General features: G+C 71.5%; 18 protein-coding genes. 11 read left to right on the top strand and 7 right to left on the bottom strand.

Annotation, left to right across the window (positions count from 1 at the left end; all coding sequences use genetic code 11):
* Positions 1–2: 2 nt before the first annotated feature.
* On the top strand, positions 3–482 hold the full coding sequence (locus ACTJKJ_RS18195; protein ID WP_175538368.1) for a hypothetical protein: 480 nt from the start codon (positions 3–5) through the stop codon (positions 480–482).
* Positions 483–544: 62 nt separating this feature from the next.
* Positions 545–1,375, top strand: a complete 831-nt coding sequence (locus ACTJKJ_RS18190; RefSeq protein WP_440821295.1) for a substrate-binding periplasmic protein — start codon at positions 545–547, stop codon at positions 1,373–1,375.
* An 18-nt stretch (positions 1,376–1,393) separates the two neighbouring features.
* Here ACTJKJ_RS18190 and ACTJKJ_RS18185 read toward each other — a convergent pair whose 3' ends face one another.
* Positions 1,394–1,750, bottom strand: coding sequence for a DUF1304 domain-containing protein (locus ACTJKJ_RS18185; protein ID WP_183493086.1), 357 nt, complete (start codon positions 1,748–1,750; stop codon positions 1,394–1,396).
* A 64-nt stretch (positions 1,751–1,814) separates the two neighbouring features.
* Here ACTJKJ_RS18185 and ACTJKJ_RS18180 point away from each other — a divergent pair, with 64 nt between their 5' ends.
* The 4 genes from ACTJKJ_RS18180 to ACTJKJ_RS18165 all read left to right on the top strand — a co-directional run bounded on the left by ACTJKJ_RS18180 (position 1,815) and on the right by ACTJKJ_RS18165 (position 8,065).
* Positions 1,815–3,881, top strand: a complete 2,067-nt coding sequence (locus ACTJKJ_RS18180) for an ATP-dependent helicase (protein WP_183493085.1) — start codon at positions 1,815–1,817, stop codon at positions 3,879–3,881.
* A 126-nt stretch (positions 3,882–4,007) separates the two neighbouring features.
* Positions 4,008–4,571, top strand: coding sequence for an ImmA/IrrE family metallo-endopeptidase (locus tag ACTJKJ_RS18175; RefSeq protein ID WP_091728326.1), 564 nt, complete (start codon positions 4,008–4,010; stop codon positions 4,569–4,571).
* Positions 4,572–4,709: 138 nt separating this feature from the next.
* Positions 4,710–5,408: a lysoplasmalogenase gene (locus ACTJKJ_RS18170; RefSeq protein WP_091728324.1), complete on the top strand. Its 699-nt coding sequence runs from the start codon at positions 4,710–4,712 to the stop codon at positions 5,406–5,408.
* Positions 5,405–8,065, top strand: a complete 2,661-nt coding sequence (locus tag ACTJKJ_RS18165; protein WP_440821294.1) for an O-antigen ligase family protein — start codon at positions 5,405–5,407, stop codon at positions 8,063–8,065. The genes ACTJKJ_RS18170 and ACTJKJ_RS18165 overlap by 4 nt, the downstream gene beginning before the upstream one ends.
* A gap of 127 nt (positions 8,066–8,192) precedes the next feature.
* Here the strand turns inward: ACTJKJ_RS18165 and ACTJKJ_RS18160 are convergent, their stop codons facing one another.
* From ACTJKJ_RS18160 to ACTJKJ_RS18135, 6 genes are all read right to left on the bottom strand, one after another.
* Positions 8,193–9,020, bottom strand: coding sequence for a LytR/AlgR family response regulator transcription factor (locus ACTJKJ_RS18160; protein ID WP_091728318.1), 828 nt, complete (start codon positions 9,018–9,020; stop codon positions 8,193–8,195).
* Between the two features lie 52 nt (positions 9,021–9,072).
* Positions 9,073–9,543 carry a hypothetical protein gene (locus tag ACTJKJ_RS18155; protein WP_440821293.1) on the bottom strand — a complete coding sequence of 157 codons (471 nt, stop codon included), beginning with the start codon at positions 9,541–9,543 and terminating at the stop codon, positions 9,073–9,075.
* Positions 9,540–11,075 carry a sensor histidine kinase gene (locus tag ACTJKJ_RS18150; RefSeq protein ID WP_440821292.1) on the bottom strand — a complete coding sequence of 512 codons (1,536 nt, stop codon included), beginning with the start codon at positions 11,073–11,075 and terminating at the stop codon, positions 9,540–9,542. Before ACTJKJ_RS18150 ends, ACTJKJ_RS18155 begins: the two co-directional genes overlap by 4 nt.
* 217 nt (positions 11,076–11,292) lie before the next feature.
* A complete protein-coding gene (locus ACTJKJ_RS18145; RefSeq protein ID WP_091731674.1) occupies positions 11,293–11,862 on the bottom strand; it encodes a YceI family protein in 570 nt (189 codons plus the stop codon).
* Between the two features lie 103 nt (positions 11,863–11,965).
* Positions 11,966–12,523: a YceI family protein gene (locus ACTJKJ_RS18140; RefSeq protein ID WP_440821328.1), complete on the bottom strand. Its 558-nt coding sequence runs from the start codon at positions 12,521–12,523 to the stop codon at positions 11,966–11,968.
* A gap of 150 nt (positions 12,524–12,673) precedes the next feature.
* Entirely contained in the window at positions 12,674–13,213 is a 540-nt protein-coding gene (locus ACTJKJ_RS18135) for a cytochrome b (protein WP_091731667.1), read from the bottom strand.
* A 333-nt stretch (positions 13,214–13,546) separates the two neighbouring features.
* Between ACTJKJ_RS18135 and ACTJKJ_RS18130 the strand changes: the two genes are divergently transcribed.
* The 5 genes from ACTJKJ_RS18130 to ACTJKJ_RS18110 all read left to right on the top strand — a co-directional run bounded on the left by ACTJKJ_RS18130 (position 13,547) and on the right by ACTJKJ_RS18110 (position 23,772).
* Positions 13,547–14,125 (top strand): HD domain-containing protein, encoded by a 579-nt coding sequence (locus ACTJKJ_RS18130; RefSeq protein WP_091728313.1) that lies wholly within the window; start codon positions 13,547–13,549, stop codon positions 14,123–14,125.
* A gap of 396 nt (positions 14,126–14,521) precedes the next feature.
* Positions 14,522–16,324 (top strand): ATP-binding response regulator, encoded by a 1,803-nt coding sequence (locus ACTJKJ_RS18125; protein WP_175538365.1) that lies wholly within the window; start codon positions 14,522–14,524, stop codon positions 16,322–16,324.
* A complete protein-coding gene (locus ACTJKJ_RS18120) occupies positions 16,284–20,456 on the top strand; it encodes an alpha/beta fold hydrolase (protein ID WP_440821291.1) in 4,173 nt (1,390 codons plus the stop codon). Before ACTJKJ_RS18125 ends, ACTJKJ_RS18120 begins: the two co-directional genes overlap by 41 nt.
* On the top strand, positions 20,453–22,201 hold the full coding sequence (locus ACTJKJ_RS18115) for an alkaline phosphatase D family protein (RefSeq protein WP_440821290.1): 1,749 nt from the start codon (positions 20,453–20,455) through the stop codon (positions 22,199–22,201). The genes ACTJKJ_RS18120 and ACTJKJ_RS18115 overlap by 4 nt, the downstream gene beginning before the upstream one ends.
* On the top strand, positions 22,198–23,772 hold the full coding sequence (locus ACTJKJ_RS18110; protein ID WP_440821289.1) for a CYTH domain-containing protein: 1,575 nt from the start codon (positions 22,198–22,200) through the stop codon (positions 23,770–23,772). The genes ACTJKJ_RS18115 and ACTJKJ_RS18110 overlap by 4 nt, the downstream gene beginning before the upstream one ends.
* The last annotated feature ends 21 nt before the right edge of the window (positions 23,773–23,793 follow it).

The raw sequence follows: 23,793 nt of genomic DNA, 5'->3' as shown, positions 1-23,793 counted from the left end.
GCGTGAGTTTCGAAATCCGGTCGATGTCGGTCGCCGACTGGCGGACCTGCTGGCGGGACGCGGTGACCGACCCCGAATGCTCCCCCTGGCTGCGCGGTGTGCTGGAGAGCTGCATCGACGGGAAGAACGCGCACTGGATCCGGCTGTCCGAGCGCTGGGCCGTGGACGGCGCCACCGGCGACTACCTGGTCCGGCTGCCCTCGCTGATCGGGCGGCAGATCTCGGACCAGTTCTGCGCCCGCGTCGGCGAGCGGCTCTACGGACTCTGCGGCCTGGGGGTGGGCGAGTCGAAGGTGTTCTTCGCGGGCGGCTCCTCGCCGTCCTACGAGGCCATGGCGCAGGTCCACGCGGTGCTGTCCGCGGCCTTCGCGGTGCACGGCTCGTATGCGGAGGACATCGGGCGCGATCCGATCCGCGAGCCGGTGTTCATTCCCGGCGCGCTGATGCCCGAGAACCTCGCCGCCGAGACCCGCGGTTCCTGAGGCCGCAACCCCGTGTCGCGGGGCTGTCCCGCGCGGACCGGGCGCCTATCATCGGCGCTCACATGGACGCCCTCCGCCGCCAACTGCTCCGCCATGCCGCGCTCGGCGCCGCGACCCTCGCCGGGTCGGGGGCCGTCCGGGCCGAGCCCCTGGCGAGTGGCAGCCCAACGGGCAACGCCGCATCGGGCCGGCCGCGATCGGGCCTGGTGCGGATCGTGGGCACCACCTTCGCCCGGCTCTTCGAACCCGGCGCGGACGGCGCCAAGCCGTTCGGCCTGGCGGTGGACCTGCTCGACGCGATCCTGATCCCCGTCGGCCACACGCCGCGCTACGAGTTCTATCCCTGGCTGCGGGCGCAGTCGATGATCGAGCACGGCCCGGCGCAGGTCCTGGTCGGCCCCTACCGGACCCCGGAGCGCGAGCGGCTGATGCGTTTCTCGCGCCAGGCCTTCTACGAGGACGCGCTGGTCTTCTACGCGCGCCGGCGCGAGGAGGGCCTGTGGTGGGGCGACTTCCAGGCACTGCAGCGCCTGCGCATCGGCGCGGTGCAGGGCTGGGTCTACGGCGAGCGCTTCGAGCAGTCGCGCGCGGCGCTCAGCGTCACCGTCGTGCGCGACCTGGCCACCGCGCTGCGCATGCTGCAAGTGGGCCGGCTGGACCTGATCGCCGCCAACCAGCGCAACTCGGAGCCGGTGATCCAGGAACTGGGCCTGGGCGAGCAGGTCGCCCTCTGCGCCCCGCCGTTCGCGCAGCTCAAGGGGCACTTCGCCTTCAGTCGCGAGCCGGCGGGCGAGTCCTGGCTCGCGCTGGTCGACGCCGGCATGCAGCGCCTGCGCGCCAGCGGCGAGCTGCAGCAGATGGCCGCGCGACGCGGCGTCGCGCTGCCCGAGTGAGCGGCGCGCGCCGCCTGCTCAGCTCAAGAGCAGCAGCGCCAGGCCGATGGCGGCCGGCAGCGCCTGGATGAAGAGGATCTTGCGGCTGGCCGTCGCGGCGCCGTAGAGCCCGGCCACCAGCACGCAGGCCAGGAAGAAGACCTTCACCGGACCGCCCGCGGCGCCCAGCACCAGCCCCCAGATCAGGCCCGCGGCCAGGAAGCCGTTGTAGAGGCCCTGGTTGGCGGCCAGCACCTTGCTGGCCTGGGCGAATTCGGGCGTCAGCCCGAAAGCCTTGCGGCCGGTGGGCGTGGTCCAGAGAAACATCTCCAGCACGAGGATGTAGACGTGGATGAGCGCGACGAGCGCGACGACGATGTTGGCGGCTGTGTTCATGGTTCGCACTTTACGTCCCGCTATCATCCCCGGCCCGCCCGCAGTTCCCTGTCCCGCACGTTCCATGTCCAAGACCACGCTCAATCCGGCCCAGCTCGCGGCCGTGCATCACCTGGCGGGGCCCTGCCTGGTGATCGCGGGCGCGGGGTCGGGCAAGACCAGCGTGATCACGCAGAAGATCGCCAAGCTGATGTCCGAGGGCTACCGGCCGAAGAACATCGCCGCGATCACCTTCACCAACAAGGCGTCGCAGGAGATGCGCGAGCGCGCCCGGCACCTGGTGGGCAACAAGGCGGGTTCGGAGCTGGTGATCTCGACCTTCCACTCGCTGGGCGTGCGCATCCTGCGCGAGGACGGGCGGCACCTCGGGCTCAAGGAGCAGTTCTCGATCATGGACTCGGACGACGTGCTGTCCGTGCTCCGCGACGCGGGCGGCACCACCGACGCGGCGACGGCCAAGTCCTGGCAGTGGACGATCTCGCTCTGGAAGAACCAGAACCTCAGCCCGCAGCAGGCGCTGGCCTACGCCAAGGACGATATGGAGCGCGCCGCCGCCGTCGTCATGCAGCGCTACCAGGAACGGCTGACCGCCTACCAGGCGGTGGACTTCGATGACCTGATCGGCATGCCGCTCAAGCTGCTGCAGACCAACGAGGAAGCGCGAGGCAAGTGGCAGGAGACGCTGCGCTACGTGCTGGTCGACGAGTACCAGGACACCAACGCGGTCCAGTACGAGCTGCTGAAGTGCCTGGTCGGCGAGCGCGCGATGTTCACCGCCGTGGGCGACGACGACCAGTCCATCTACGGCTGGCGCGGCGCCACCATCGAGAACCTCAAGAAGCTGCCGGTCGATTTCCCGCAGCTCAAGGTGATCCCGCTGGAGCAGAACTACCGCTCCACCAGCGCGATCCTGCGCGCGGCCAACAACGTGATCGGCGGCAATCCGAAGCTGTTCCCCAAGACGCTGTGGAGCGAGTTCGGCGAGGGCGACCCCATCACGCTGATCGAGGCCGATGGCGAGGAACACGAGGCCGAGCGCGCCGTCGCGCGCATCCAGTCGATCCGCGCCAACCATCCGACGACGAAGTTCTCCGACTTCGCGATCCTGTACCGCGCCAACCACCAGGCGCGCATCTTCGAGCAGGCGCTGCGCCGCGCCGAGATCCCCTACAAGGTCTCCGGCGGCCAGAGCTTCTTCGACCGCACCGAGATCAAGGACCTGTGCGCCTGGCTGCGGCTGCTCGTCAACCAGGACGACGACCCCGCGTTCCTGCGCGCGGTGACCACGCCCAAGCGCGGCATCGGCCACCAGACGCTGGGTCACCTGAGCGACTTCTCGGCGAAGTGGAAGCTGTCGATGTTCGAATCGCTGTTCGCCGAGTCGCTCAAGGCGACGCTGTCGAGCAAGGCGCTGCACGGGCTGCATGAATTCGGCCGCTATGTCGTCGACCTGGAGTACCGCGCCCGTCACGCCGTCGGCGGCGAGGAGGGCAAGGCGCTGATGATGGAGTGGCTCAAGGACATCGGCTACGAGCAGTACCTCATCGACCAGGAGGACAACGAGAAGGTGGCGCAGGCCCGCTGGGGCAACGTGCTGGACTTCGTCGACTGGGTCGCCAAACGTTGCGGCGGCGAGATCACCACCGACGGCGGCATCACCACCGAGAGCCCGCGCCAGTCGCTGCTCGACGTGGCGCAGACCATCAGCGTCATCCTGTCGCTGGCCGAGCGCCAGGAGGAGCAGGACCAGGTCGTGCTGACGACGCTGCATGCCTCCAAGGGTCTGGAATGGCCGCACGTGCTGCTGGCCGGCGTCAACGAGGGTCTGCTGCCCTTCAAGGCCGAGAACGAGGACCTCACGCCGCAGCGCGTCGAGGAGGAGCGCCGGCTGATGTACGTCGGCATCACGCGGGCGCGGCGCACGCTGGCGGTGTCCACGCTGCGCCGGCGCAAGAAGAACCGCGAGACGGTGGTGGGCGTGCCCTCGCGCTTCATCGCGGAGATGAAGCTCAACGAGAGCGGCATCAAGGAAGACCCGCGGGAGAAGCTCAAGCGCATGCGCGAGCAGCTGGCCGCCAAGGCCGCCGAGACCGCGGCCCGGCAGGCGCAGGCGGCCAAGGACGAGCGCTGAGCAACCCCGGTCACCCGACCCACGGGTGCGGGGGCGCAAGCGCAGGATTCTTACTGGTTCGGGTCATTACGAGGCCCTGTCCGCCTTCCTAGCATCCGGTCCCTCTGCGCCCGCCGAGGAGACCCGATGTCCGCCGCCCCCTTCCCCAAGTCGCGCTTCAGCGACGCGCTGCCGCCCGAGGAGGCCGCCGCCCGCCACCGCCTCATCGGCACGATTGCCGATGAACTGCGCCAGGCCCATTGGCATCCCGCCACGCTGCCGGTGAGCGCGCAGGACCTGGCCGAGGGCGCCGGCGTGGAGGTGCGCGCCCGCGGCGGCGCGCAGGAACCGCTGTACCCGTATCGCGGCCGCCTGCTCTACCTCGACGAACGGCCGGTGATCGAGGTCAACCTGGGCGAGGACGCGGCGCGGCGGCGCATCGTGCTGGCGCACGCGCTGGGCCACCACCTGCTGGGCCACGGACCGGTGCCGCCGGAGACGCTGGTCACGCTGTCCACCTGCTGCCCGCGACGCATCGAGCAGGAGGCCCACCACTTCGCGCTGGACCTGCTGATGCCGGAGGTCGCGATCTACCGGTTGATGGATCACGGCATGCTCAGCGCCCGCAAGCTGGCGAACAAGTTCCAGGTCCCCGAGGCCTCGCTGCATGAACGCATGCAGGCGCTCGACCGCCGGAGCGGCTACCTCTGACCGGCGTGCGCGTCCATGCCGTCCTCGCTTTCGTCATCGTCCTTGCCGTCGCCCCTGCCGGCGACCGACCTGTAAGGTCTGCCATGTCACCGGGTCCAGGGGGATGGACGCCATCGGCAAACGGCAGAATGCGGCCGCATGACCGCCTCCGCCGCCAAGCCCGCCTCCCGGATGGGTGTCGCACTGCCGTTGCTGACCTTGCTCAGCGCGGCCGTCGCCATCCTCGCGCTGTCCCAGCCGCCCGAGCTGCCGCCGGCGCTGGCCTTCGTCTTCAAGCCGCTGACGACCGTCCTCATCCTGCTGTACGCCTGGGGGCGGGGCGCGCAGCAGCCGCGCCTGGCGCGCTGGCTGCGGGCCGGCCTGCTGTGCTCGCTGGCCGGTGACGTCGCCCTGCTCTGGCCGGAGCAGGGTTTCCTGCCCGGGCTGGTGAGCTTCCTCGCGGCGCATGTCTGCTACGTCGTTGGCTTCTGCACCCGCAAGCGGCTGGGCGCGGTGCGCTGGCCTTTCCTGATGTTCGGCCTCATCGCGGCGATGGTGCTGGGGCGGCTCTGGTCCAGCATCCCGGCCGCGCTGCAGGTGCCGGTGGTGGTCTACGTGGTCTGCCTGGCGACCATGGCGGCGCAGGCCTGGGCCTGGTGGCGCGGCAGCGTCGGGCAGTCCGACGAGCCGCTGGCCCGCTGGGCCGCGTGGGGCGGCACGCTGTTCGTGCTGTCCGACGCGATGCTGGCGATCAACAAGTTCGCCGGCCCGCTGGACATGGCCAGCTTCTGGGTGCTCGCTAGCTACTGGCCGGCGCAGTGGTGCATCGCCAGCAGCCTGGGACGGGCGCGCGCATGAACTTCGTCCTACCCCGGCGCCTGCCGGCCCTGGCCACGCTGGCGGCGGGCGCCGCCTGCGCCGTCGCCGGGCTGTGGCTCGCGCGTCATTACCCCGTCGAACCGGCCGCCGCCGTCGCGCTGTGGACGGCGCTGGCCGTCGCCAGCTTCTTCGGCTGGCGCGCGCTGCCCTTCCTCGTGCCGGCGCTGGTGCCGGCGATCGGCTTCGCGCCCTGGACCGGCTGGATCACCTTCGAGGAACTGGACCTGGTCGTGCTTGCCGTGGCGGCGGGCGGTTACGCGGCACTCGCGCTGACGGCACCCGCGCACCAGCCGGTGCCGTGGCGCTACCGCACGCTGCGCTGGCGCGCCGCGGTGCGGGTGCTGATGGCGGTCTTCGCGCTGTCGGCCTTCATCGCGGTGTGGCGCGGCTTCGTGCATGCCGGCGGCGTGCAGTCCGGCTTCTGGCAGGGCTTCCAGGAGCCGATGAACAGCCTGCGCGCGGGCAAGAGCTTCTTCCTGGTGCTGCTGTTGCTGCCGCTGTGGCAGAAGGCCTCCGACCTGCGGCCCTCGTCGGTGCAGCGCCTGTCCCGCGCGGCCTGGGTGCTGGTGCTGCTGAGCACCTCGCTGGGCGCGCTGTGGGAGCGCTGGGTCTACACCGGGCTGCTGGACTTCTCGACCGACTACCGGACCACCTCGCTGTTCTGGGAGATGAATGTCGGCGGCGCGTCGCTGGATGGCGCGCTCGCGCTGAGCCTGCCGTTCGCGCTGCTGTGGGCGATGCGGGAGCGCCGCCCGCTGCGTTTCCTCGGCGCGCTGGCGGTGCTGCTGCTGGCCTTCTACGCCTCGCTGACGACCTTCTCGCGCGGCGTCTACCTGGCGGTGCCGCTGGGCATGGCGCTGTGCGCGCTGCTGTGGGCGGTGCAGCGCCGCGAGACCCTGGCGGCGGCTCGGCAGGAAGGGGCGTTGCCCGGCAGCCTGGCGGCGACCGGTGGCCCCGTGCCGCTGGGCTGGTCCGCCGGCGTGATCGGCGGTACCGCGCTGGCGGCCTGGGTGCTCTTCGGCGCTGGCGGGTATCGGGCCCTGCTCGCGCTCGCGGGCAGCGTCGCGGTGCTGCTGGCAATGCCGGCCTCACGCGCCTCCTGGCCGCGCGGACAGCAGCGCGCGCTGCTGATGCTGTCGCCGTTGCCAGCGCTGCTGCTGGCGCTTGGCGGAGGGCTGCTCATCGACCTCGTGCCCAAGGGCGCCTACCTCATCGATGGCGCCGTGGTGCTGCTGGGCCTGGGAATGGGCTGGCTGTGGCGCGGCGGGCTGACGCAGCCTGCGCAGGCCTTCGCGTTCGCGGTGGTGTGGATGGCCACGCTGGCGGGCGCCGGCCTGGTCGCGGCGCATTGGGGCGACGGCCGCGGACTGGGGCCGGTCGCGGCGGTGCTGGCCGTGCTCGCGATCGGATGGATCTCGACGCAATGGTCGCCGCGTGTCGGCGCCGACCTGCGCAGCGTCGGCTGGCGCATCCGGGGGCTGGTGTGGACCGGCTGCCTGCTGGCCTGCGCGGTGGTCGCGGCGCTGGGCGGGGGCGCGTACATCGGCCAGCGGATGTCGACCGGGCAGCAGGACTTCGAGGGCCGCCTTGAGCACTGGCGCATCGGCCTGGACCTGCTCAAGACCATGGACGAATGGCTGCTCGGCAAGGGCAGCGGCCGTTTTCCCGCGAGCTTCGCCAATGGCGGCCCCTTCGACGAGCGTGTCGGCGACTACCGGTGGAACCCGGCGCGCGAGGACGGGTTGGCCGTGGGGTTGCCGGGTGCGGAGCCGTCGCCGCGGCCGACCGTCACGCTGACCAGCGGCCTGCACATGATGGGCAACGGCGAGATGTTCCGGCTCAGCCAGCGCGTGCCGTCGGTGGCGGGCGAGGTGGCCGCGACGGTGACCCTGCGGACCCAGTTCAAGACCCGGCTGCGGGTCGAGGTCTGCGAGAAGTTCCTGCTCTATCCGCTGCGCTGCGTGGACCGCGAGGCGGATGTCGAGCCGCTGGGCGGTGCCTGGCAGGCGGTGCAGCTGAAGCTGGGTCATGTGCCGCCGGACTTCGGCGGATCGATCTGGGCGCCGCGACGGCTGGTGGCCTCGGTCACGCAGAACTGGCGGGGTGGCGTGCTCGAGATTGCGTCGGTGTCGATCGCGGACAGCGTGCACGGACCGCTGCTGCGCAACGGCGACTTCAGCGAGGGCCTGGCGCGCTGGTACTTCACCAGCGACCGCAACCACATGCCGTTCCACATGAAGAGCCTGCCCTTGCATGTGCTGTTCGAGCAGGGCCTGTTCGGCCTGGCGCTGTGGAGCAGTTTGCTGGTGACGGTGCTGTGGCGCTGCACCTTCGGTGCGGGTCGCCGCCATCCGCTGTCGCCCGCCGTCGTGGGTGGCCTGTCGGCCTTCGTGATCGTCGGTCTCTTCGACAGCCTGATCGATGCCCCGCGGATTGCGTTCCTCTTCTACGCGCTGATGGCGCTGGGCCTTGGCCTTCGCACGCCTTCGCGTCGCCCCGGCGGCCCTGGCGACCTTGACTCCAGCCACGGCCTCGAGACGGTGCAGCCCGACATGGATTCCGACTTCGAGGGTGCCCCCGAGGTTCGCCGTGCGATGAAGGCTGCTGGCGTCAAGCTCAAAGCTCCCCCTCGCTAATTCCCCAGGGATGCCTGCCACGAGTGACGCGGTTGCGAGTCGGGCGCCGGGCTAGGCGCAAACCGCAGCCATAGCAGCGCTATGGCGAGGATTTGCAACACCGCCCGGCACCCGACTCGCAGCCGCGTCACATGCCTTTGAAGAGGTGGGTGTAGGAGCGGCTCACCTCGAGTTTTTCGTCGAGTCCGCGCACGCCCACGAGCTGGCGGCCGCGGAAGTCGCGGCTGATGCCGTTGATGGCTTTCACGTTGACCAGTGTCGAGCGGTGGATCTGCCAGAACAGTTGCGGGTCGAGTTCCTCGACCAGTTCCTTGATCGGCTTGCGGATCAGCGCCTCGACGGTGGGCGTCTGGACGCGGGTGTACTTCTCGTCGCTGATGAAGAACAGCACGTCCTCCACCGGAATCATCTGAATGGTCTGGCCGACCGACGCCTGAATCCACTGCAAATACTTCGGCGCCCCCCCCGCGTTGTTCACCCGCGCCGACAGCGAGTGCAGCAGCTGCTGCAGCGTGCCGGTGGCCGGGCCTTCGGGTTCGGCCTCGCCGCTGCGCTGGGCCAGGCGCTTCTTGATGCGTCCGACGGTGACCTGCAGCCGGTCGCGTTCCGCGGGCTTGAGCACGTAGTCGCAGACGCCCTGCTCGAAGGCCTCGACCGCGTACTGGTCGTAGGCGGTGATGAAGACGATCTCGGGCAGCGCCCACTCGTCGTCGTCGGGCAGCTGCGCGATCTGCTTGGCCGCTTCCACGCCGGTCAGGCCCGGCATGCGGATGTCGAGGAAGACCAGGTCGGGCTTGTGTTCCTTGACCAGCTCGACGGCCTCCAGGCCGTTCTTGGCCTCGGCGACGATCTGGAGCTCGGGCCAGACCTCGGCGATGCGGCTGCGCAGCTGCTCGCGCATCAGTCGTTCATCGTCGGCGAGGACGGCGCGGGGGGCGGAGGTGGTGTCGCTCATGAGGGGCGATGTTAGGGCAGGCGCCGGTCCGCGGACCGGCAGGAAGGAAGGCTCAGGCGTGCAGGGTTGGCTCGGTGGGCGCTTGAGGCATGTTCGGCATGAGAGCCGGGCCGACCGGCGCGGCGGGCGACACCATCGGCGCCTTGCGCGGCTTGTCGCGCACCAGCAGCCAGACGACCAGGCCGATCAGGATCAGCGGCGAGCCGACGATCGCGCCCACCCCCACCAGCGCCGCCAGCCCGGCCAGCACCAGCGCGCCGATGATCAGCAGCGGCAGGCCCAGGCCCAGCAGGAGCAGCAGCGGCACGAGCAGGCACATCACGCCGATGGCGATGATCAGCCCCAGCCCGGCGCCGAAGGCATCGGCCAGGTCGAGGCTGGTCCAGACGACGTCGTCGCCGTCGATGGTGAGATGTACGCCGGGCACGTCGCCCAGCAGGTGGACCGCGCCCCAGCCGAGCAGCGTCGCCACGCCGACCAGGACGAAACCGAAGATCAACAGGGCCTTGAACAGCGTTTTCATGCGTGTGCTCCTTGTTCCTGCGCGTGGTGGGCGGAGGTCCGGTACGGGACGGTGATGGTGACGACGGTGCCGGAGGGCTGGTTCTCCGCGACGGTCAGGCTGGCCGCCTTGCCGTAGAGCAGCGACAGGCGTTCGCGGATGTTGGCCAGGCCCACGCCGGTGCCGGAGGTCGCGGCCCGGCCGAAGCCCAGGCCGGTGTCGGCGACGGTGACCTGCAGCTTGCCGTGGACGATCTCGGCCTTGAGGGTCAGGCTGCCGCCTTCCGCCTTGGGTTCGAGGCCGTGCTTGATGGCGTTCTCGACCAGACTCTGGATCATCATCGGCGGGAACTCGGCCGAGAGCAGGCCCTCGGGCACGTCGATGCGGGTCTGGAGCCGCTCTTCCATGCGGACCTGCAGGATCTCGAGGTAGGGCCGGATCACGGCCATCTCGCGGCCCAGGTCGCGCACGCCGCCGTTGGCATTGGCCTCGCGCATCGTCGGCATCGAGGCCCGCAGCAGCGCGATCAGGTTCTTCTGCATCTGCGAGGCGCGCGGCGGGTCGGTCTCGATCAGGTGATCGATGGAGGCCAGCGTGTTGAACAGGAAGTGCGGCTCGACCTGGGCCTGCATCGCGGCCATGCGGGCCTCGACGACCTGGCGGCGCAGCGATTCGGCCTCGGCGGTCTCGGTGGCCTTGGCGGCCTTGACCTCGGCCTGCAGCCGGCCCTTGTAGGTGGCCTTCAGCAGCGCCGAGGCCAGCACCACCAGGATGGCGAGCTTGTCGAGGAAGTCACCCAGGTGGACGGTGCGGTAGCGGGTCTTGCGCGAGGTCTCGCGCTGGGCCTGCTCGAGTTCATCCTTGGCTTCCTCGGCTTCGGCCTTGGCCTGGCGGGCCTCCTCGGCGGCCTCTTCCAGCACGCGCTTGGCGTCGTTGACGGCGGTGCGGACCGCTTCACGCACCGCGTCGCGCTGCTTCTCGTTGGGGATGCGGATGTCGATGGCGGGCAGGTTGGGATCGGTGACCTCGGCCTCGGACGCCGCACCGCTGGCCGCCGCGCTGGCGGCGCTGAGCGGCTTGCGCGGCACGATGCGCACGCCGCGCTTGTCGATCTGGACTTCGTAGCGCAGGCCCTCGAGGTCCTCGGCCTGGATGCCGCTGGCGGCGGAGGCGGCATGCTCGGGCTCGGCTTCTTCGCCGGAGCGCTGCGAGCGGGCGGCCCGCTCGGCCTCGGCCGCCTGCTTCTCGGCCTTGGCGGCGGCCTTTTCCGCGGCCTTTTCCGCTGCCTTCTCGCGGTCGCGATCCCGGCGCAGGTCCTTGGGCGGGTGGATGGTCTCGGTGGTCTCGACCGGCAACTGCCAGCTGAAGGAGAAGGGCGGCAGGGTCTGGAGAATGTTGGCGCCGATGATCAGCATCACCGACAGCAGCGCGAAGCGCTTCCAGGTGATGGAGACCAGCCAGCTGCCGTAGCTGTGGAAACCCTGCTCGGCGGCTTTCATGAAGCGCTGCCAGCGCTGGCGCGGGGTGGGGGAGGCGGGAGTCGGCGCGTTCATGGGGGGACCTGTCGTATGGGGCGCACTGTACGCAAGTCCCCTGGGCGCCCGAGGCGGCGGGCGACGCGCCGTGCGGAGGCCGGGATGGACTGCGCCGATCCGCGACAGGCCGGGGCGTCGGCGCGGCGGTCCGGCCCGCTCCAGGCGACCGCCCGCAAACGCGAAAGGCCCGCTTTCGCGGGCCTTCCGGCATCGGGTGTGAAGGATTCCCGGGGACTTACTGCTTCACCGCCTCGACCTGGACGATGACCTTGATGTCCTTCGAGAAGCCGTACTGGATGCCGTAGTCGACACCGAAGGCCGTGCGGTCGAAGGTGGTCTCGAAGTCGCCGCCGCAGACCTCGCGCTTGAGCATCGGGTTGTCGTAGCAGTTGAAGTTGGTCGCGGTCAGCGTCACCGGGGCGGTCTTGCCCTTGAGCGTCAGCTGGCCGGACACCGAGGCCACCTTGTCGCCCGAGAAGGTGAACTTGTCGCCGACGAACTTGGCCGTCGGGTTGTTGGCCACGTCGAAGAAGTCCTTGCTCTTCAGGTGGTTGTCGAACTGGGTCGAGCCGGTGCTGATGCCGTTCATGTCGAAGGTGATCTCGACCTTGCCCGACTTGCCGGCCTTGTCGAACTGCACGGTGCCTTCCTTCTTGTCGAAGCGGCCGCGGTTGGTCGAGGTGCCGAAGTGCTTGATCTCGAAGGTGGCGTAGGTGTGCGTCGGGTCGATCGCGTAGGTCGCGCTCTGGGCTTGCGCCAGGCCGGCGGCGGCGATCAGGGAGGCGAGCAGCAGGGCTTTCTTCATCATCGTGGGGTCCTGTCGAACAGTTGGGATGGAAAGGAACCGGGCGAGGACCCGGACCGGTTGGAGGAACTCGGAGGAACTCGAAGGAATGGCGGCGGGCCGCTTACAGCGGCGCCATGCCGGTGAGGGCCAGCTTGAACTTCACCTGGACGTCGTTGGCGACCATGGAGGTGTCCTTCCACTCGCCCTCGCCGATGTTGAAGTCCAGCCGCTTGATCGCGAACGCGCCGGTGGCGGTCGTGGTGCCGCCGGCCTGCGCCAGCGCCACCGGCACGACCACGTCCTTCACCTGGCCCTTGATCGTGAGCTTGCCGGTAGCCTCGAACTTGCCGCCGCCCAGCGCCTTGATGGCGGTGCTCTGGAAGGTGGCGGTCGGGATCTTCTTGACGTTGAACCACTCGGGCTTGACCAGCTCCGCGTCGGTGGCGGCGTCGCCCAGCGTGGCGCTGCCCAGCTCGATCGACAGCGACACCTTGCCGGCGGCCGGGTTCTTCGGATCGAAGGCCACCTGCGCGTCGAATTTCTTGAAGTGGCCGTCCACCGGCACGCCCATCTGGCGGAAGGTGAAGGCGATGTCGCTCTGCGCCGGCACCAGCTTGGCGGTGGCGGGCGCGGCCGCGGCGGCGGCGGCGGCGGGCGTGGCCGGCTTGGTCTGCGCCATCGCCGGCGCGGCCAGGATGAAGGCGGCGCTCAGCACCGACAGCGCGGTCATCGAGAGATGGGTGGCCATACGTGCGGTCATGAAATCCTCTGCGGGGTCGGAAGTCTTGGGGTCAGGTGTTGTCCAGGGCGATTGCCGCGCCGATGCCGCTCAGGCGCGGCCCGGGAGCATGCGCCGCAGCAGGCCGTCCTTGTCGAGCACGACGTGCTTGACCACGGCGCCAAGGTGGGCAAGGACGAGCAGGCCGAGGCCGTAGGCAAAAAACTGGTGGAGCTGCTTGAGCGATTCCGCCAGCGCCTTGTCCTTGGGCACGAAGTCGGGCAGCGGCAGCACGCCGAACCACACGATCGGGAAGCCAGCCGCCGAGCTGTAGGCCCAGCCGCTCAGCGGCACCGCGAAGAAGGCCGCGTACAGCAGCCAGTGCACCGCGTGCGCGCCCAGCTTCTGCCACGCCGGCATCGGCAGGTCCGCCGGCGGGCGGTGCCCCAGGCGCCACAGCAGCCGCAGCGCCGACAGCGCCAGGATGGTCACGCCGGCCCACTTGTGCCAGTTGAAGAGCTTGAGCCGGGTCAGCGAGAACGGCAGGTCGGCCATGTACCAACCCACCGAGAAGGTCCCGATGATCGCGATCGCCAGCACCCAGTGGAACAGCATCGCCACGCCGTCGTAGCGGGTCTTGACCGCCGGCATCGGCGCCGGCGCGGCGACCGGCGCCACGGGCAGGGCGGCCGCCTCGGCCGGCTGCGTCGGGGCGTTGTCGGGGTCCTGGGGCTGGTCGTCGATCGTGGTCATGGAAAGCTCGCGTCCTGGGAAAGTTCCTGGGGCAGATCCCCGGGCCGTCGAGGGCCGGAGCGTCCGGAATGGAACGAAGTGTCTGCGTGCGCCGTACGTCGTCGGTTCACCGGAACTGAGGCCACTGTTCAGTCGATTTGAATGAGAACCCCATCGTCGCTTCACAGACCCGTCATCGGCGGGGTCGAGACTGGCGCCGCTCCGCCCTTGGAGTGACGTCGAGGATTCGTCATGGACCTGATCGCGAAGGTCGAGGCCGTGTTTCACCGTCGCGGCCACCTGCAGTACGGCGACGAGCGCCGCGAGCCGGTCACCGCGCTGGAGCACGCGCTCCAATGCGCGCAACTGGCCGAATGGGCGCACGCGGAGCATAGCCTTGTAGCCGCGGCGCTGCTGCATGACGTCGGCCAACTGATGGACGGTGGTTCAACCGCCCCTCTGCGGGATGACCAGCATGAATTGACCGCGCTGCCGCTGCTGCGCGCGGGCGGTCTGGGACCCGACGTGCTGGAGCCGATCCGGCTGCATGTCGACGCCAAGCGCTACCTGGTGAGCACCGATCCCGCCTACGGGCCCGGCCTGTCCGAGGCCTCGCGCCACAGCCTGGCGCTGCAGGGCGGTCCGATGAACGCGGAGGAGCGCCTGCGCTTCATGACCCAGCGGCATGCGAGCGCCGCGCTGCAGCTGCGCCGCTGGGACGACCTGGCCAAGCGGCCGGGCATGCGGACGCCGCCGCTGGGCTACTACCTCGCGCTGCTGGAGGAACTGCTGCGCGACAGCCATGCGCCGGAGCGACTGCGGATCGCCTGAGCGGCATGAGCGCCTTGCCCGAACGCCGCGGACCTGCGGGAGGCCGAGGCCCTCGGCGCTCTCCCTCTTGAGGGGGATACCGGGCGGTGGCCTCCCTTCGCATACTGGGCACCGATCGCGCGCTGCCTGGACCTCAGCGTTGTGATCAAGGGGAGGAGTGCTATGCCGACCTACCAAAGCCCGATGGGGCGGCGGTGGTCGGCATAGTTTTATCCGCGCTGCGCTTTTTAGCCTTTCTCGCGATTTGCGCGGCGACCCGGCCGCGATGCGGTGCCGCCCCCAGGCATGGCACTTGGGTGTGAGGGTTCGGCAAGATATATTGCCGGCCCAGTACAAGCCTTACACAACCCATGCATCTCCACTCGCGGCAGCGGCCAGGCGCTGCCCCCTCCGGTCATGGCGGGTGAGCGCAGCGCCGAGCAGGCGAGCGTCGAGCTCGAACTGCTGCGCCTGATCGGCAAGCAGGGCCGCCGCGTCCCGTATCCGGTGAGCATCGCCGCGCTGATGATGGCGATGATGGCGGCGCAGGTGATGTCGCCGTGGCTGGCCTACGGTTGGCTGGGCGTGGTCTTCGTGGTGCTGGCGGCGCGCTGGGTCGTGCTGGGCCGGCTGCCCGAGATGCATGAGCGCCCCCTCGAGCAGCGCCTGGACTGGGCGATCTGGCTGAGCCTGGCCAACGGCCTGGTCTTCAGCGTGTCGCTGGTCGCCGCGCCGCACCTGAGCGATTTCCAACGGATGGTGCAGACCATCGTGCTGCTGGGCCTGTGCGCCGGCGCGGTCGCGACGACCGCCGGCCATCGCGTCGTGTTCCAGGTCTTCCTGTGGCCGGTGACGCTGGCCAATGCGCTCGCGTGGGGCCTCTTCCACCAGCCCGGCGAGCAGCACCGCTGGCTCGACTGGGTGCTGTCGGCGCTGATCGTCTTTTTCGGCGTCATCCTGACCGGCCTGGCGCGCGACACCTACCGCGTGTTCGCCGAGTCGGTGCTGATCCGGCTGCAGCAGAACAAGAGCAACCAGCAATTGCGCCAGGCGCTGTCGCAGGCGGAGTCCGCGATGGCGGCCAAGACGCGTTTCCTCGCCTCGGCCAGCCACGACCTGCGCCAGCCGATGCACACGCTGTCGCTGTTCGGCGCGGCGCTGGACAAGCGGCCGATGGATGACGAAGGCCGCGTCATCGTGACGCAGATGAACCTGGCGCTGCAGTCGCTCTCCTCGCAGATGGACGCGCTGCTGGACATCTCCAAGCTGGACGCCAACGTCGTGCCGGTGAACAACCAGGTCTTCGCGCTGCAGCCCTGGCTGGGCCGCTTGCAGCGGGAGTTCCAGCCCGCGGCGCTGCGCAAGCAGCTGCTGCTGCGCCTGGACTGCCCGCCCGAGGCCTGCGTCGAGAGCGACCCGGTGCTGCTCGAGCGCGTGGTGCGCAACCTGATCGACAACGCCATCAAGTACACGATGCGCGGCGAGGTGGCCATCGAGGTCAACCGCGGCCAGGACGAGGAAGTCTGGCGCCTGTCGGTGCGCGACACCGGCATGGGCATCCCCGAGCACGAGCAGCAGCGCATCTTCGAGGAGTTCTACCAGGTCGGGAATCCGGAGCGCGACCGCGCCAAGGGCCTGGGCCTGGGGCTGTCCATCGTCACGCGCCTCGTCGACCTGCTGGACCTGCACCTGGGCCTGCGATCGGCGCCGGGGCATGGCTCCAGCTTCATGCTGAACGTGACGGCCGCCGACATCGCGCTGGTGCGACCCGGCGCGGCGCCCAGACAGGGCCCGGCGCTGCCGCCGATGCGGGTACTGGTGATCGACGACGAGGAGCCGGTGCGCGTGGCCATGCATGCGCTGCTGAGCGCGCACGGCTGCCAGGTGCTGCTGGCGGGCAGCACGCGGGAAGGCCTGCTCAAGAGCATGGGCCAGCAGCCGGACCTGCTGCTGACCGACTTCCGGCTGCGCGGCGGCGAGGACGGCATCAGCGCCGTGCGCTCGCTGCGCAGCGCCTTCCCCGGCCTGCCGGCGCTGATCGTCAGCGGCGACACCGCGCCGGAGCGGCTGCGCGAGGCCCACGAGGCCGGCTTGACGCTGCTGCACAAGCCGGTCACCGAAGAGCTGCTGATCAACGCGATGCAGGCCGCGCTGGCCGAGTACCGCAGGGAGGGTGTCGATGTCTCGTCCGTTCGAGGAGGCGCCGCCAGCCCCGTCTGACGGTGCCGCCGCCGGCCGGCAACGGTCGCTGGGCACGCGCTGGCTGTCGCGCCCGCTGGAGGACTGGATGGTCGAGCGGCTGGGCGCGCCCGCGCCCGGCCCGGCCGCCGTGGACGTGCTCATCGTCGGCAGCGGCTATGGCGGCGCGGCCGCCGCGCAGGCGCTCGCGGGTCGCCGCGACGCGGACGGCCGGCGCCTCGAGGTCGTGTTGCTGGAGCGCGGCCGGGAGTACCTGCCCGGCGCCTTCCCTAGCCGCTTCGCCGACCTGCCCGGGCATGTGCGGCTCGCGCGGGCCGGCGCGTCCGCGCCGATGGGCCGCCGCGAAGGGCTCTTCGATGTGCGGCTGGGACCGGATGTCTGCGTCGCGCTGGCCAATGGCCTGGGCGGCGGCTCGCTGATCAACGCGGGCGTGATGGAGCGGCCCGATCCGGCGGTGTTCCGCGAGCCCGGCTGGCCGCAGGCCTTCCTCGACGAGGACATGACGCCGTGGTTCGAGCGCGCCGAGCGGCTGCTGGGCGTGCGCGACGCCCAGGGCGACAACACCATCGAGCGGCTGCGCGCGCAGCGGCCCGAGGCCGCGCGCCGCCGGCTCGACGCGCTGCGGGCGCTGGATCCGGCGCGCACCCGGGCGGCGCGCTTGCAGGTCGCCATGGACGCGGGGCCGCGCGGCGCCGCGGACTGGGCGCACCGGCCCTGCCTCGCCTGCGGCGATTGCGCGACCGGCTGCAACCACGAGGCCAAGCTGTCGCTGGACACCGGGCTGCTGCTGCAGGCCTGGCGGCAGGGCGCGGAGCTGGTCTGCGGCGCCAGCGTCGAAGGGCTCGAGGCGGTGCCCGGCGCCGGCTGGCGCGTGGCCGTGCAGCACACCGACGAACTGCTGCGCGACCGGCAGGGCGCGCCCTTCGAGGTGATCGCGCGCCGGGTCGTGCTGGCGGCCGGATCGCTGGGCTCGACGGAGATCCTGATGCGCGCGCGCGACCGCGGGCTGCCGCTGTCGCGGATGCTGGGCCAGGCGTTTTCCGCCAACGGCGACGCGATCGCCGTCGGCCACGACTGGCCGCGCGCGGTCCACGCCGTCGCCGACGAGGACCAGCCGCCCGCGTCGCGGCAGGTGGGCCCGACCATCACCGGCGTGCTGGACGCGGGGCCGGACCATGTCGTCGAGGACCTCGCGATCCCGGGCGCGCTCCGGCCGATCTTCGAGGAAGGCTTCGCGCTGGCCGCGACGCTGGATGCGCTGGCGCGGCCGAACGCCGGCCCGCATGAGGAACGCGCCGACTTCGACGATCCCTTCGCCGTGCGGCCGTCCACGACGGCGCGGCAGCTGCCGCTCGCGATCATCGGCCGCGACAGCGGCACCGGGCGGCTGGTGCGGTCGGAGGGCTTCGCGGAACCTGGCGGGTTGCAGGTCGACTGGCCGGGCCTGCGCGATGAACCCGCGGTCGTCCGCCGCCACGAGGCCCTGCAGCGCCACCTCGCCGCGCAGGGCGCGCGCCTGCTGCGCAATCCGCTGTGGCAGTTGCTGCCGCCGGAGATGGCCTTCCTCGCGAACGATGCGCGAGGCCCCATGGTCAGCGTGCATCCGCTGGGCGGCTGCGCGATGGGCGACCGCGGCACCGATGGCGTCGTCAACGCGATAGGCCAGGTCTTCGCCGGCGATGGCGAGGCGGTGCATGACGGGCTCGTCGTGCTCGACGGCGCGATCGTGCCGGGCTCGCTGGCGATCAATCCGGCGCTGACGATCAGCGCGCTCGCGCAGCGCGCGCTCGACCACCTGGTGGTGGCCTGGGGGCTGGGCGGATCGTCGCCGGTCGCTCAGCGACGCGAGCGCGAGCGGCCGGTGTTCCGGGACCTGTCCCATGAGCGCGCCCCGGCGACGCCGTCCGCGCCTGATGGAGCCGCCCACGATCGAGCCGCTCGAGGTCCCGCCTCTACCGACCGACTCGCTGCCGACCGACTCGCCGGCGAGCGAGCCACTGCCGATCGCGCCGATGGCGTCTCGCCGCACGACACCGTCATCGAGGTGCGCGAGCGCCTCGGCGGTTTCGTCCACTGGCCCGGTGCGTCCGGCTCGCCGGTGAAGTACCTGGAGCTGTGCGTCGTCTATCGGCCGGCCGCGCTGGCCGCGCTGCTGCGGCCGGGGCCGGAGCGCCGGCTGGTGGTCGCGCCGGGCAGCCGGCTGCGCGTCTTCGAGGCGAGCGAGAAGCGCTCGGGCGGCTTCGAGCTGGTCGGTCCGAAGGCCGGTGACGGCCGGCTCTGGCCGCACGAGGAGCACGGCGACGATCACGCGCTGTTCAGCGTGCCGCTGGCCGACGGCGAGCTGACGCTGTTCCAGCGCGAGGCCTCGGGCCCGCTGCGCCGTCATGCACGCGGGCTCTGGGCCTGGGCGATCAACCGCGGCATCCGCGACAGCTGGCAGGGCCTGGTCGACTGGGCCGGACAACGCGCCGCGCCGAAGGCCCCGGGCGCGGCCCGGGTGGGACTGCGCGCGCGCGCGGTCAACGCCTGGCATCTCGCCGGCCACGCGGGCGAGGCGCGCCTGATGCGCTATCGGGTGCGCGTCGATCCCGCGGCCGAGCTGCCGGCCTGGGCGGCCGCGCTGCGCGGTCAGGACCTGCACGGCTGCAAGCGCATCAGCTACACCCGGCGCGGCAATCCGTGGACGCAGCTGAGCCGCATGGTCCTGACGCCGGTCGCGGGCCTGGCGCCGCCGCCGGGCGCGCGCGCGATCACGCTGACCGTCGACCTGCATCACCTCGCCCGCGAGCGCCTGCCGCTGCTGCGCGTGCGCCAGGCCCGGGACGTGCCGTCGGCGGTGCGCGATGTCGGCGCGCTGATGGCCTACATCGCGCGGATGACCATCGGGCTGCATGCCTGGACCTTCCGCAAACCCGACGAAGCGCCGCCGCGGCGCGTCTCGCGCCTGCCTGGCGCGGTGCCGGGGCTGCCGGAGCCGGTGGTGATCGAGATGGCCGCGGGCCGCTGGGGCGACGCGGGCGCGCAGCGCCAGGACCTGGACCGCCCGCCGCGCGCCGACGACGACCGCCCGGTGCTCATCCGCCTGACGCGCTACGCGCGCCCGGGCGGCGTGCCGATGCTGATGATCCATGGCTACAGCGCCAGCGGCACGACCTTCGCCCATCACTCGGTGAGGCCCGGGCCGGCCAAGCTGCTGTGGGACGCGGGGCACGACGTGTGGGTGCTGGACATGCGCACCAGCGCCGGCCTGCCGACGGCGACGCTGCCCTGGACCTTCGAGGAGTCCGCGTTCAACGACATCCCGCTGGCCGTGGACCGCGTGCTGCGCGAGACCGGGCATCGGCGCCTGAACGTCTTCGCGCACTGCATGGGCTCGGTGATGCTGCACATGGCGCTGCTGGAGCCGCGCGAGCAGCCCTGGGAGCGCCACCATCCGCTGCGCGTGCTGCTGAAGGACCGGATCGCCAAGCTGGTGATCTCGCAGGTGACGCCGCTGATGGTGATGTCGCCGACCAACAGCCTGCGCGGTGTGCTGATGCAGTACCTGCGGCCCTACCTGCCGATGGGCGGCTACACCTTCCGGCCCGAGGGGCCGCCGACGCTGGTGGACCAGCTGCTCGACCGCCTGCTGGCCAGCCTGCCGTATCCGGACCGGGAGTTCGACCTCGAGAACCCGCCGCCATGGCCGCCCTGGCGCATGCGCCGCACGCCGTGGACGGCGACGCGGCACCGCATGGACCTGCTCTACGGGCGGGACTTCGCGGCCGCGAATGTCGACCAGCCGGTGCTCGACTTCATCGACGACCACTTCGGGCCGCTGAACATGGACACCGTCGCGCAGGCGATCCACTTCGCGCGCTGCCACGAGATCACCGACTGGCAGGGCGCGAGCCTCTACCTCGACAGCCTGGCCAAGAGCCTGGCGCTGCTGGAGGCCTTCCCGGTGCTGTCTCTGCACGGCGAGGACAACGGGCTGTGCAGCGCCGACAGCGCCGAGCTGCTCAAGGACCATTACGACCAGGCCGCGCCGGGCCGCTACCGCTATCGCGTGATCGCCGGCCACGGCCATCAGGACTGCCTGATCGGCCGCCATGTGGCGACGCTGGTGTTCCCGCATGTGCTGGCCTTCCTCGCCGAGGAGTCCCCGCCATGAGCGGCGCGAGACACCGCACCGCCCGGACCGCCATCAGCGGGCTGCTGATCGGCGCCGAGGCGCCCGGCCATCGCGTCGAGCGCGCGGCGCCAGTGAACGGCCGGGTGCCGCTGCTGACCGCGTTGCGGCCGGAGCGCGGCTGGCCGCACTGGCTGCTCTGGGTGCCGATGCGCTGGCGCGGCGGCTGGGACTATGAGCGCCTGCCGCTGCCCTGGCGGCTGGAGGCCTTCGTGCCGCCGGGCATCGGGCGGCCCGGCGAGCCGTGGCGCGGCGCGGTCGAGGTCGAGCACTTTCCGGCCTCGCCGCGCCAAGGCCCGACCGGCGGTGCGCCGGCGCTCGACCTTGATTCCGACATCGACGTCGACAACGACAACAACGTCGACCTGAGCGGCCTGCTCCTCCTGGCGCTGTACCTGGAGCCGCGCGCACTGGCGATGGAGGGCGCGCATCACGGCGTCATGCACGAACTGGGCAAGGACGAGCTGCAGGCGCAGGTCGAGGGCGCGCTGGAACAGCTCCTGGTCCTGCCGCCGCATCGCTGGGCCCATGGCTTCGTGCCGTCGCCGGACGCGCCGGATGCGCCGGACGCGAGCGCCTCCGGCGACGTCGACCTCTGCTTCGTGCTCGCGGCCTGCCAGTACCCGCCGGGGCTGCTCGACGTGAGCCCGGGCTGGGAGCTCGACGCCGACGAGGCGGGGCCGGCGCTCGCGTCGCTGGCGCGGCTGCATCGCTTCACGCGGTCGACGGCGCGGGGGCAGGCCTGCTCGCTGGTGCTGTTCGCCGGCGACCAGATCTACGCCGATGCGAGCGGCGGGCTGGCGGACTCGCGCAGCGGCGTCGAACGTTACGGGCGCGCCTATGGGGAGTTCAAGGCGGGGCCGATACGGCTGCTGCCGCCGACCGTCGCGCGCCTGGTGCACGCGCCCGACGATCACGAGATCGTCGACAACTGGGAGCCGACCCCGGGCGCGAGCCATGGGGGCAAGGGGCCGTGGTTCGATGTCGCGCGGCAGGCGGCCTGGGATCACCGCTGGGAAGCCGGCGCCCGCGTCGGCGGACCGGGCCTGATGTGGCACGAATTCGACTGGCGCGGCGCTGCCTTCTTCATCGCCGACGCGCGCGGCGAACGCGAGGCGCGTCGGGTCGCCAACTGGTCGACCGCACGCCTGTGGTCGGTCGCGCAGCGCGATGCCTTCGAGGACTGGCTCGGCCGCACGCAGGGGCGGCCCCGCTTCCTGCTGTCGGGATCGCTGCCGCTGCCGCGTCGCCGCACGACGGCCGAGCATCCGGCGAGCTGCCTGCGCTCCGACGCCTGGGACGGTTATCCGCACAGCCTGCATGAATTGCTCGGCGCGATCTGGCGGCAGCGCGCGACCGGCCTGGTGTTCCTCTCCGGCGACGAGCACCGCTCCGGCTGGCTGAGCGCGCGGATCGAGGCGGTGGACGGCGAGGACCGCGCGCCGGTGCAGCTCCATTCGGTCCACAGCTCCGCGCTCTACGCGCCCTGGCCGTTCGCGGTCACCGCGGCGGAGGAGCTGGCCGCGCCGGACGCGTTCGAGTTCGTCGAGCCCGGCGGGCGGCGCCTGCGCTGCGTGGTCGGCGCTTGGCACGACCATCCCGGCGACGGCTTCGCGGTGCTGCGCGCGAGCCAAGGCGGCGTCGATCTCTGGTTCGATCGGGCCGGCCCCGCGCGGGCGGCGCCCGACGGGCGGCTGTCATGGCCTGCGTGCGACACTGCCGGATGACCGAAATCGAGCTGCGCTTCCAGATCCCCGCATCGCCACTGGCCGCGGTCCGCCGCTGGGTCGCCGGCAGCGCCCAGTCGCCGGCCACGGAAGAACGGCTGCAGGCCATCTACTTCGACACGCCGGCCCGCGACCTCGCACGGGCCGGCTTCGCCTTGCGCCTGCGACGCGAAGGCGAGGTCTGGGTGCAGACGCTCAAGGGCGCCGCGCCGGACGGCATGACCCGCCTCGAACACAACGTCGCGCTGGGCGACGCGACGCCGGCGCTCGATGTCGCGCGACATGCCGACCATCCCGCCGGACAGGCGCTGCAGGCGCTGGTCGACACGCTCCCCGCCGACGCGCTGCAGGCGCTGTTCCGCACCGACATCACCCGCCTCAGCCGGACGCTGCGCACGCGGCATGGCGTGGTCGAACTCGCGCTCGACCAGGGCGCGCTGCTCGCCGGCGAGGGTGACGCGCTTCGGCGCACGCCGGTGGCCGAGCTGGAGATCGAGCTCAAGAGCGGCCAGCCGCGCGCGGTGCTGGAGGTCGCGCGGGTGTGGGCGATCGAGCGCTTCGGGCTGTCGCTGGAACTGCGCACCAAGGCGCTGCGCGGCGACCTGCTCGCGCGCCAGGCCGAGGTCGCGCCGGTGGCCGCGTCCAAGCCCCTGCGCTGGACCGAGGACCAGTCCCGCGAGGCGGCCCTGGGCGCCTTGCTGCGGGCCTGCCTTGAGCCGGTCGTCGGCAATGCCTCGCAGATCGCGAGCGGTCGCCATCTGCCGGAACACTTGCATCAGATGCGCGTCGGCTTGCGCCGGCTGCGGGTCGGCCTGCGGCTGCTCGCCGGCGAGGACGAATCGGCGATGCTGGCGCTCGCGGAAGGCGCCGGACAGCTGTCGCGCCGGCTCACTGCAGCGCGCGACGCCGACGCGCAGGCCGAGGCGCCATGGCGCCAGGAGCTGCTGGCCGCCTGGCGCGCCGAGCGCCCGTCCGCGGCGACGGCGACGCCCGAGGCGCCACCGGCCGACGTGGCTGGCCTGCTGCTGACGCGCGAGGTCCAGGGCTGGATGCTCGCGGTCATCGGCTGGCTGGCGCGTCCGGTGCCGGATCCGGCGAGCGGCGAGGCACCGGGCCTGGACGGCGTCCACGCGCGCATCGCCCAATGGCGCGCGGCGGTGGACAAGCAGATCCGCCGCTTCGACCGCCTCGATGCCGAGGGCCGGCATCACCTGCGTCGTCGCTTGCGTCGCCTGCGGCTGGCGCTGGAACTGAGCGCCGCCGTGCCCGGTGGCGCGGCGGGGCGGCGGCTGTCGAAGAAGGAATCCGAGGCGCGCGGCAAGCTGCTCGCGCGCGTCCATGAGGCCGCTCAGCGGCTGGGCGCGCTGAACGACCTCGAGGTCGGCCTCGCGCAGGCCCGCGAGCAGCTGGCGATGGCGATGGCCAGCGGCGACGTGCCCGCCGCGGCGCAAGCGGGGTTCTCGCTGGGCTGGCTGAGGCCCCGCCAGCGGCAGGCGCTGGAGAAGGTGCGCAAGGCGGTCCGGGCCGTCAAGCCCGCGACGCCGGGCAAGCCGCCCAAGGGCAAGAACTAGAGGGAGAGGCGCCCGGGCGCA

This window comes from Roseateles sp. 22389, assembly GCF_052044995.1.
In the GTDB taxonomy this organism is placed as follows: Bacteria; Pseudomonadota; Gammaproteobacteria; order Burkholderiales; family Burkholderiaceae_C; genus Roseateles.
This window is presented reverse-complemented; position numbering and strand designations above follow the sequence as displayed.

Coding starts and splice junctions, on each gene's coding strand:
- ACTJKJ_RS18190 (WP_440821295.1), top strand. CDS start 545: ATGGACGCCCTCCGCCGCCAACTGCTCCGCCATGCCGCGCTCGGCGCC.
- ACTJKJ_RS18140 (WP_440821328.1), bottom strand. CDS start 12,523: ATGGCGCAGACCAAGCCGGCCACGCCCGCCGCCGCCGCCGCCGCGGCC.
- ACTJKJ_RS18110 (WP_440821289.1), top strand. CDS start 22,198: ATGACCGAAATCGAGCTGCGCTTCCAGATCCCCGCATCGCCACTGGCC.
- ACTJKJ_RS18130 (WP_091728313.1), top strand. CDS start 13,547: ATGGACCTGATCGCGAAGGTCGAGGCCGTGTTTCACCGTCGCGGCCAC.
- ACTJKJ_RS18135 (WP_091731667.1), bottom strand. CDS start 13,213: ATGCCGGCGGTCAAGACCCGCTACGACGGCGTGGCGATGCTGTTCCAC.
- ACTJKJ_RS18145 (WP_091731674.1), bottom strand. CDS start 11,862: ATGAAGAAAGCCCTGCTGCTCGCCTCCCTGATCGCCGCCGCCGGCCTG.
- ACTJKJ_RS18165 (WP_440821294.1), top strand. CDS start 5,405: ATGAACTTCGTCCTACCCCGGCGCCTGCCGGCCCTGGCCACGCTGGCG.
- ACTJKJ_RS18150 (WP_440821292.1), bottom strand. CDS start 11,075: ATGAACGCGCCGACTCCCGCCTCCCCCACCCCGCGCCAGCGCTGGCAG.
- ACTJKJ_RS18155 (WP_440821293.1), bottom strand. CDS start 9,543: ATGAAAACGCTGTTCAAGGCCCTGTTGATCTTCGGTTTCGTCCTGGTC.
- ACTJKJ_RS18185 (WP_183493086.1), bottom strand. CDS start 1,750: ATGAACACAGCCGCCAACATCGTCGTCGCGCTCGTCGCGCTCATCCAC.
- ACTJKJ_RS18180 (WP_183493085.1), top strand. CDS start 1,815: ATGTCCAAGACCACGCTCAATCCGGCCCAGCTCGCGGCCGTGCATCAC.
- ACTJKJ_RS18125 (WP_175538365.1), top strand. CDS start 14,522: ATGGCGGGTGAGCGCAGCGCCGAGCAGGCGAGCGTCGAGCTCGAACTG.
- ACTJKJ_RS18175 (WP_091728326.1), top strand. CDS start 4,008: ATGTCCGCCGCCCCCTTCCCCAAGTCGCGCTTCAGCGACGCGCTGCCG.
- ACTJKJ_RS18115 (WP_440821290.1), top strand. CDS start 20,453: ATGAGCGGCGCGAGACACCGCACCGCCCGGACCGCCATCAGCGGGCTG.
- ACTJKJ_RS18120 (WP_440821291.1), top strand. CDS start 16,284: ATGTCTCGTCCGTTCGAGGAGGCGCCGCCAGCCCCGTCTGACGGTGCC.
- ACTJKJ_RS18170 (WP_091728324.1), top strand. CDS start 4,710: ATGACCGCCTCCGCCGCCAAGCCCGCCTCCCGGATGGGTGTCGCACTG.
- ACTJKJ_RS18160 (WP_091728318.1), bottom strand. CDS start 9,020: ATGAGCGACACCACCTCCGCCCCCCGCGCCGTCCTCGCCGACGATGAA.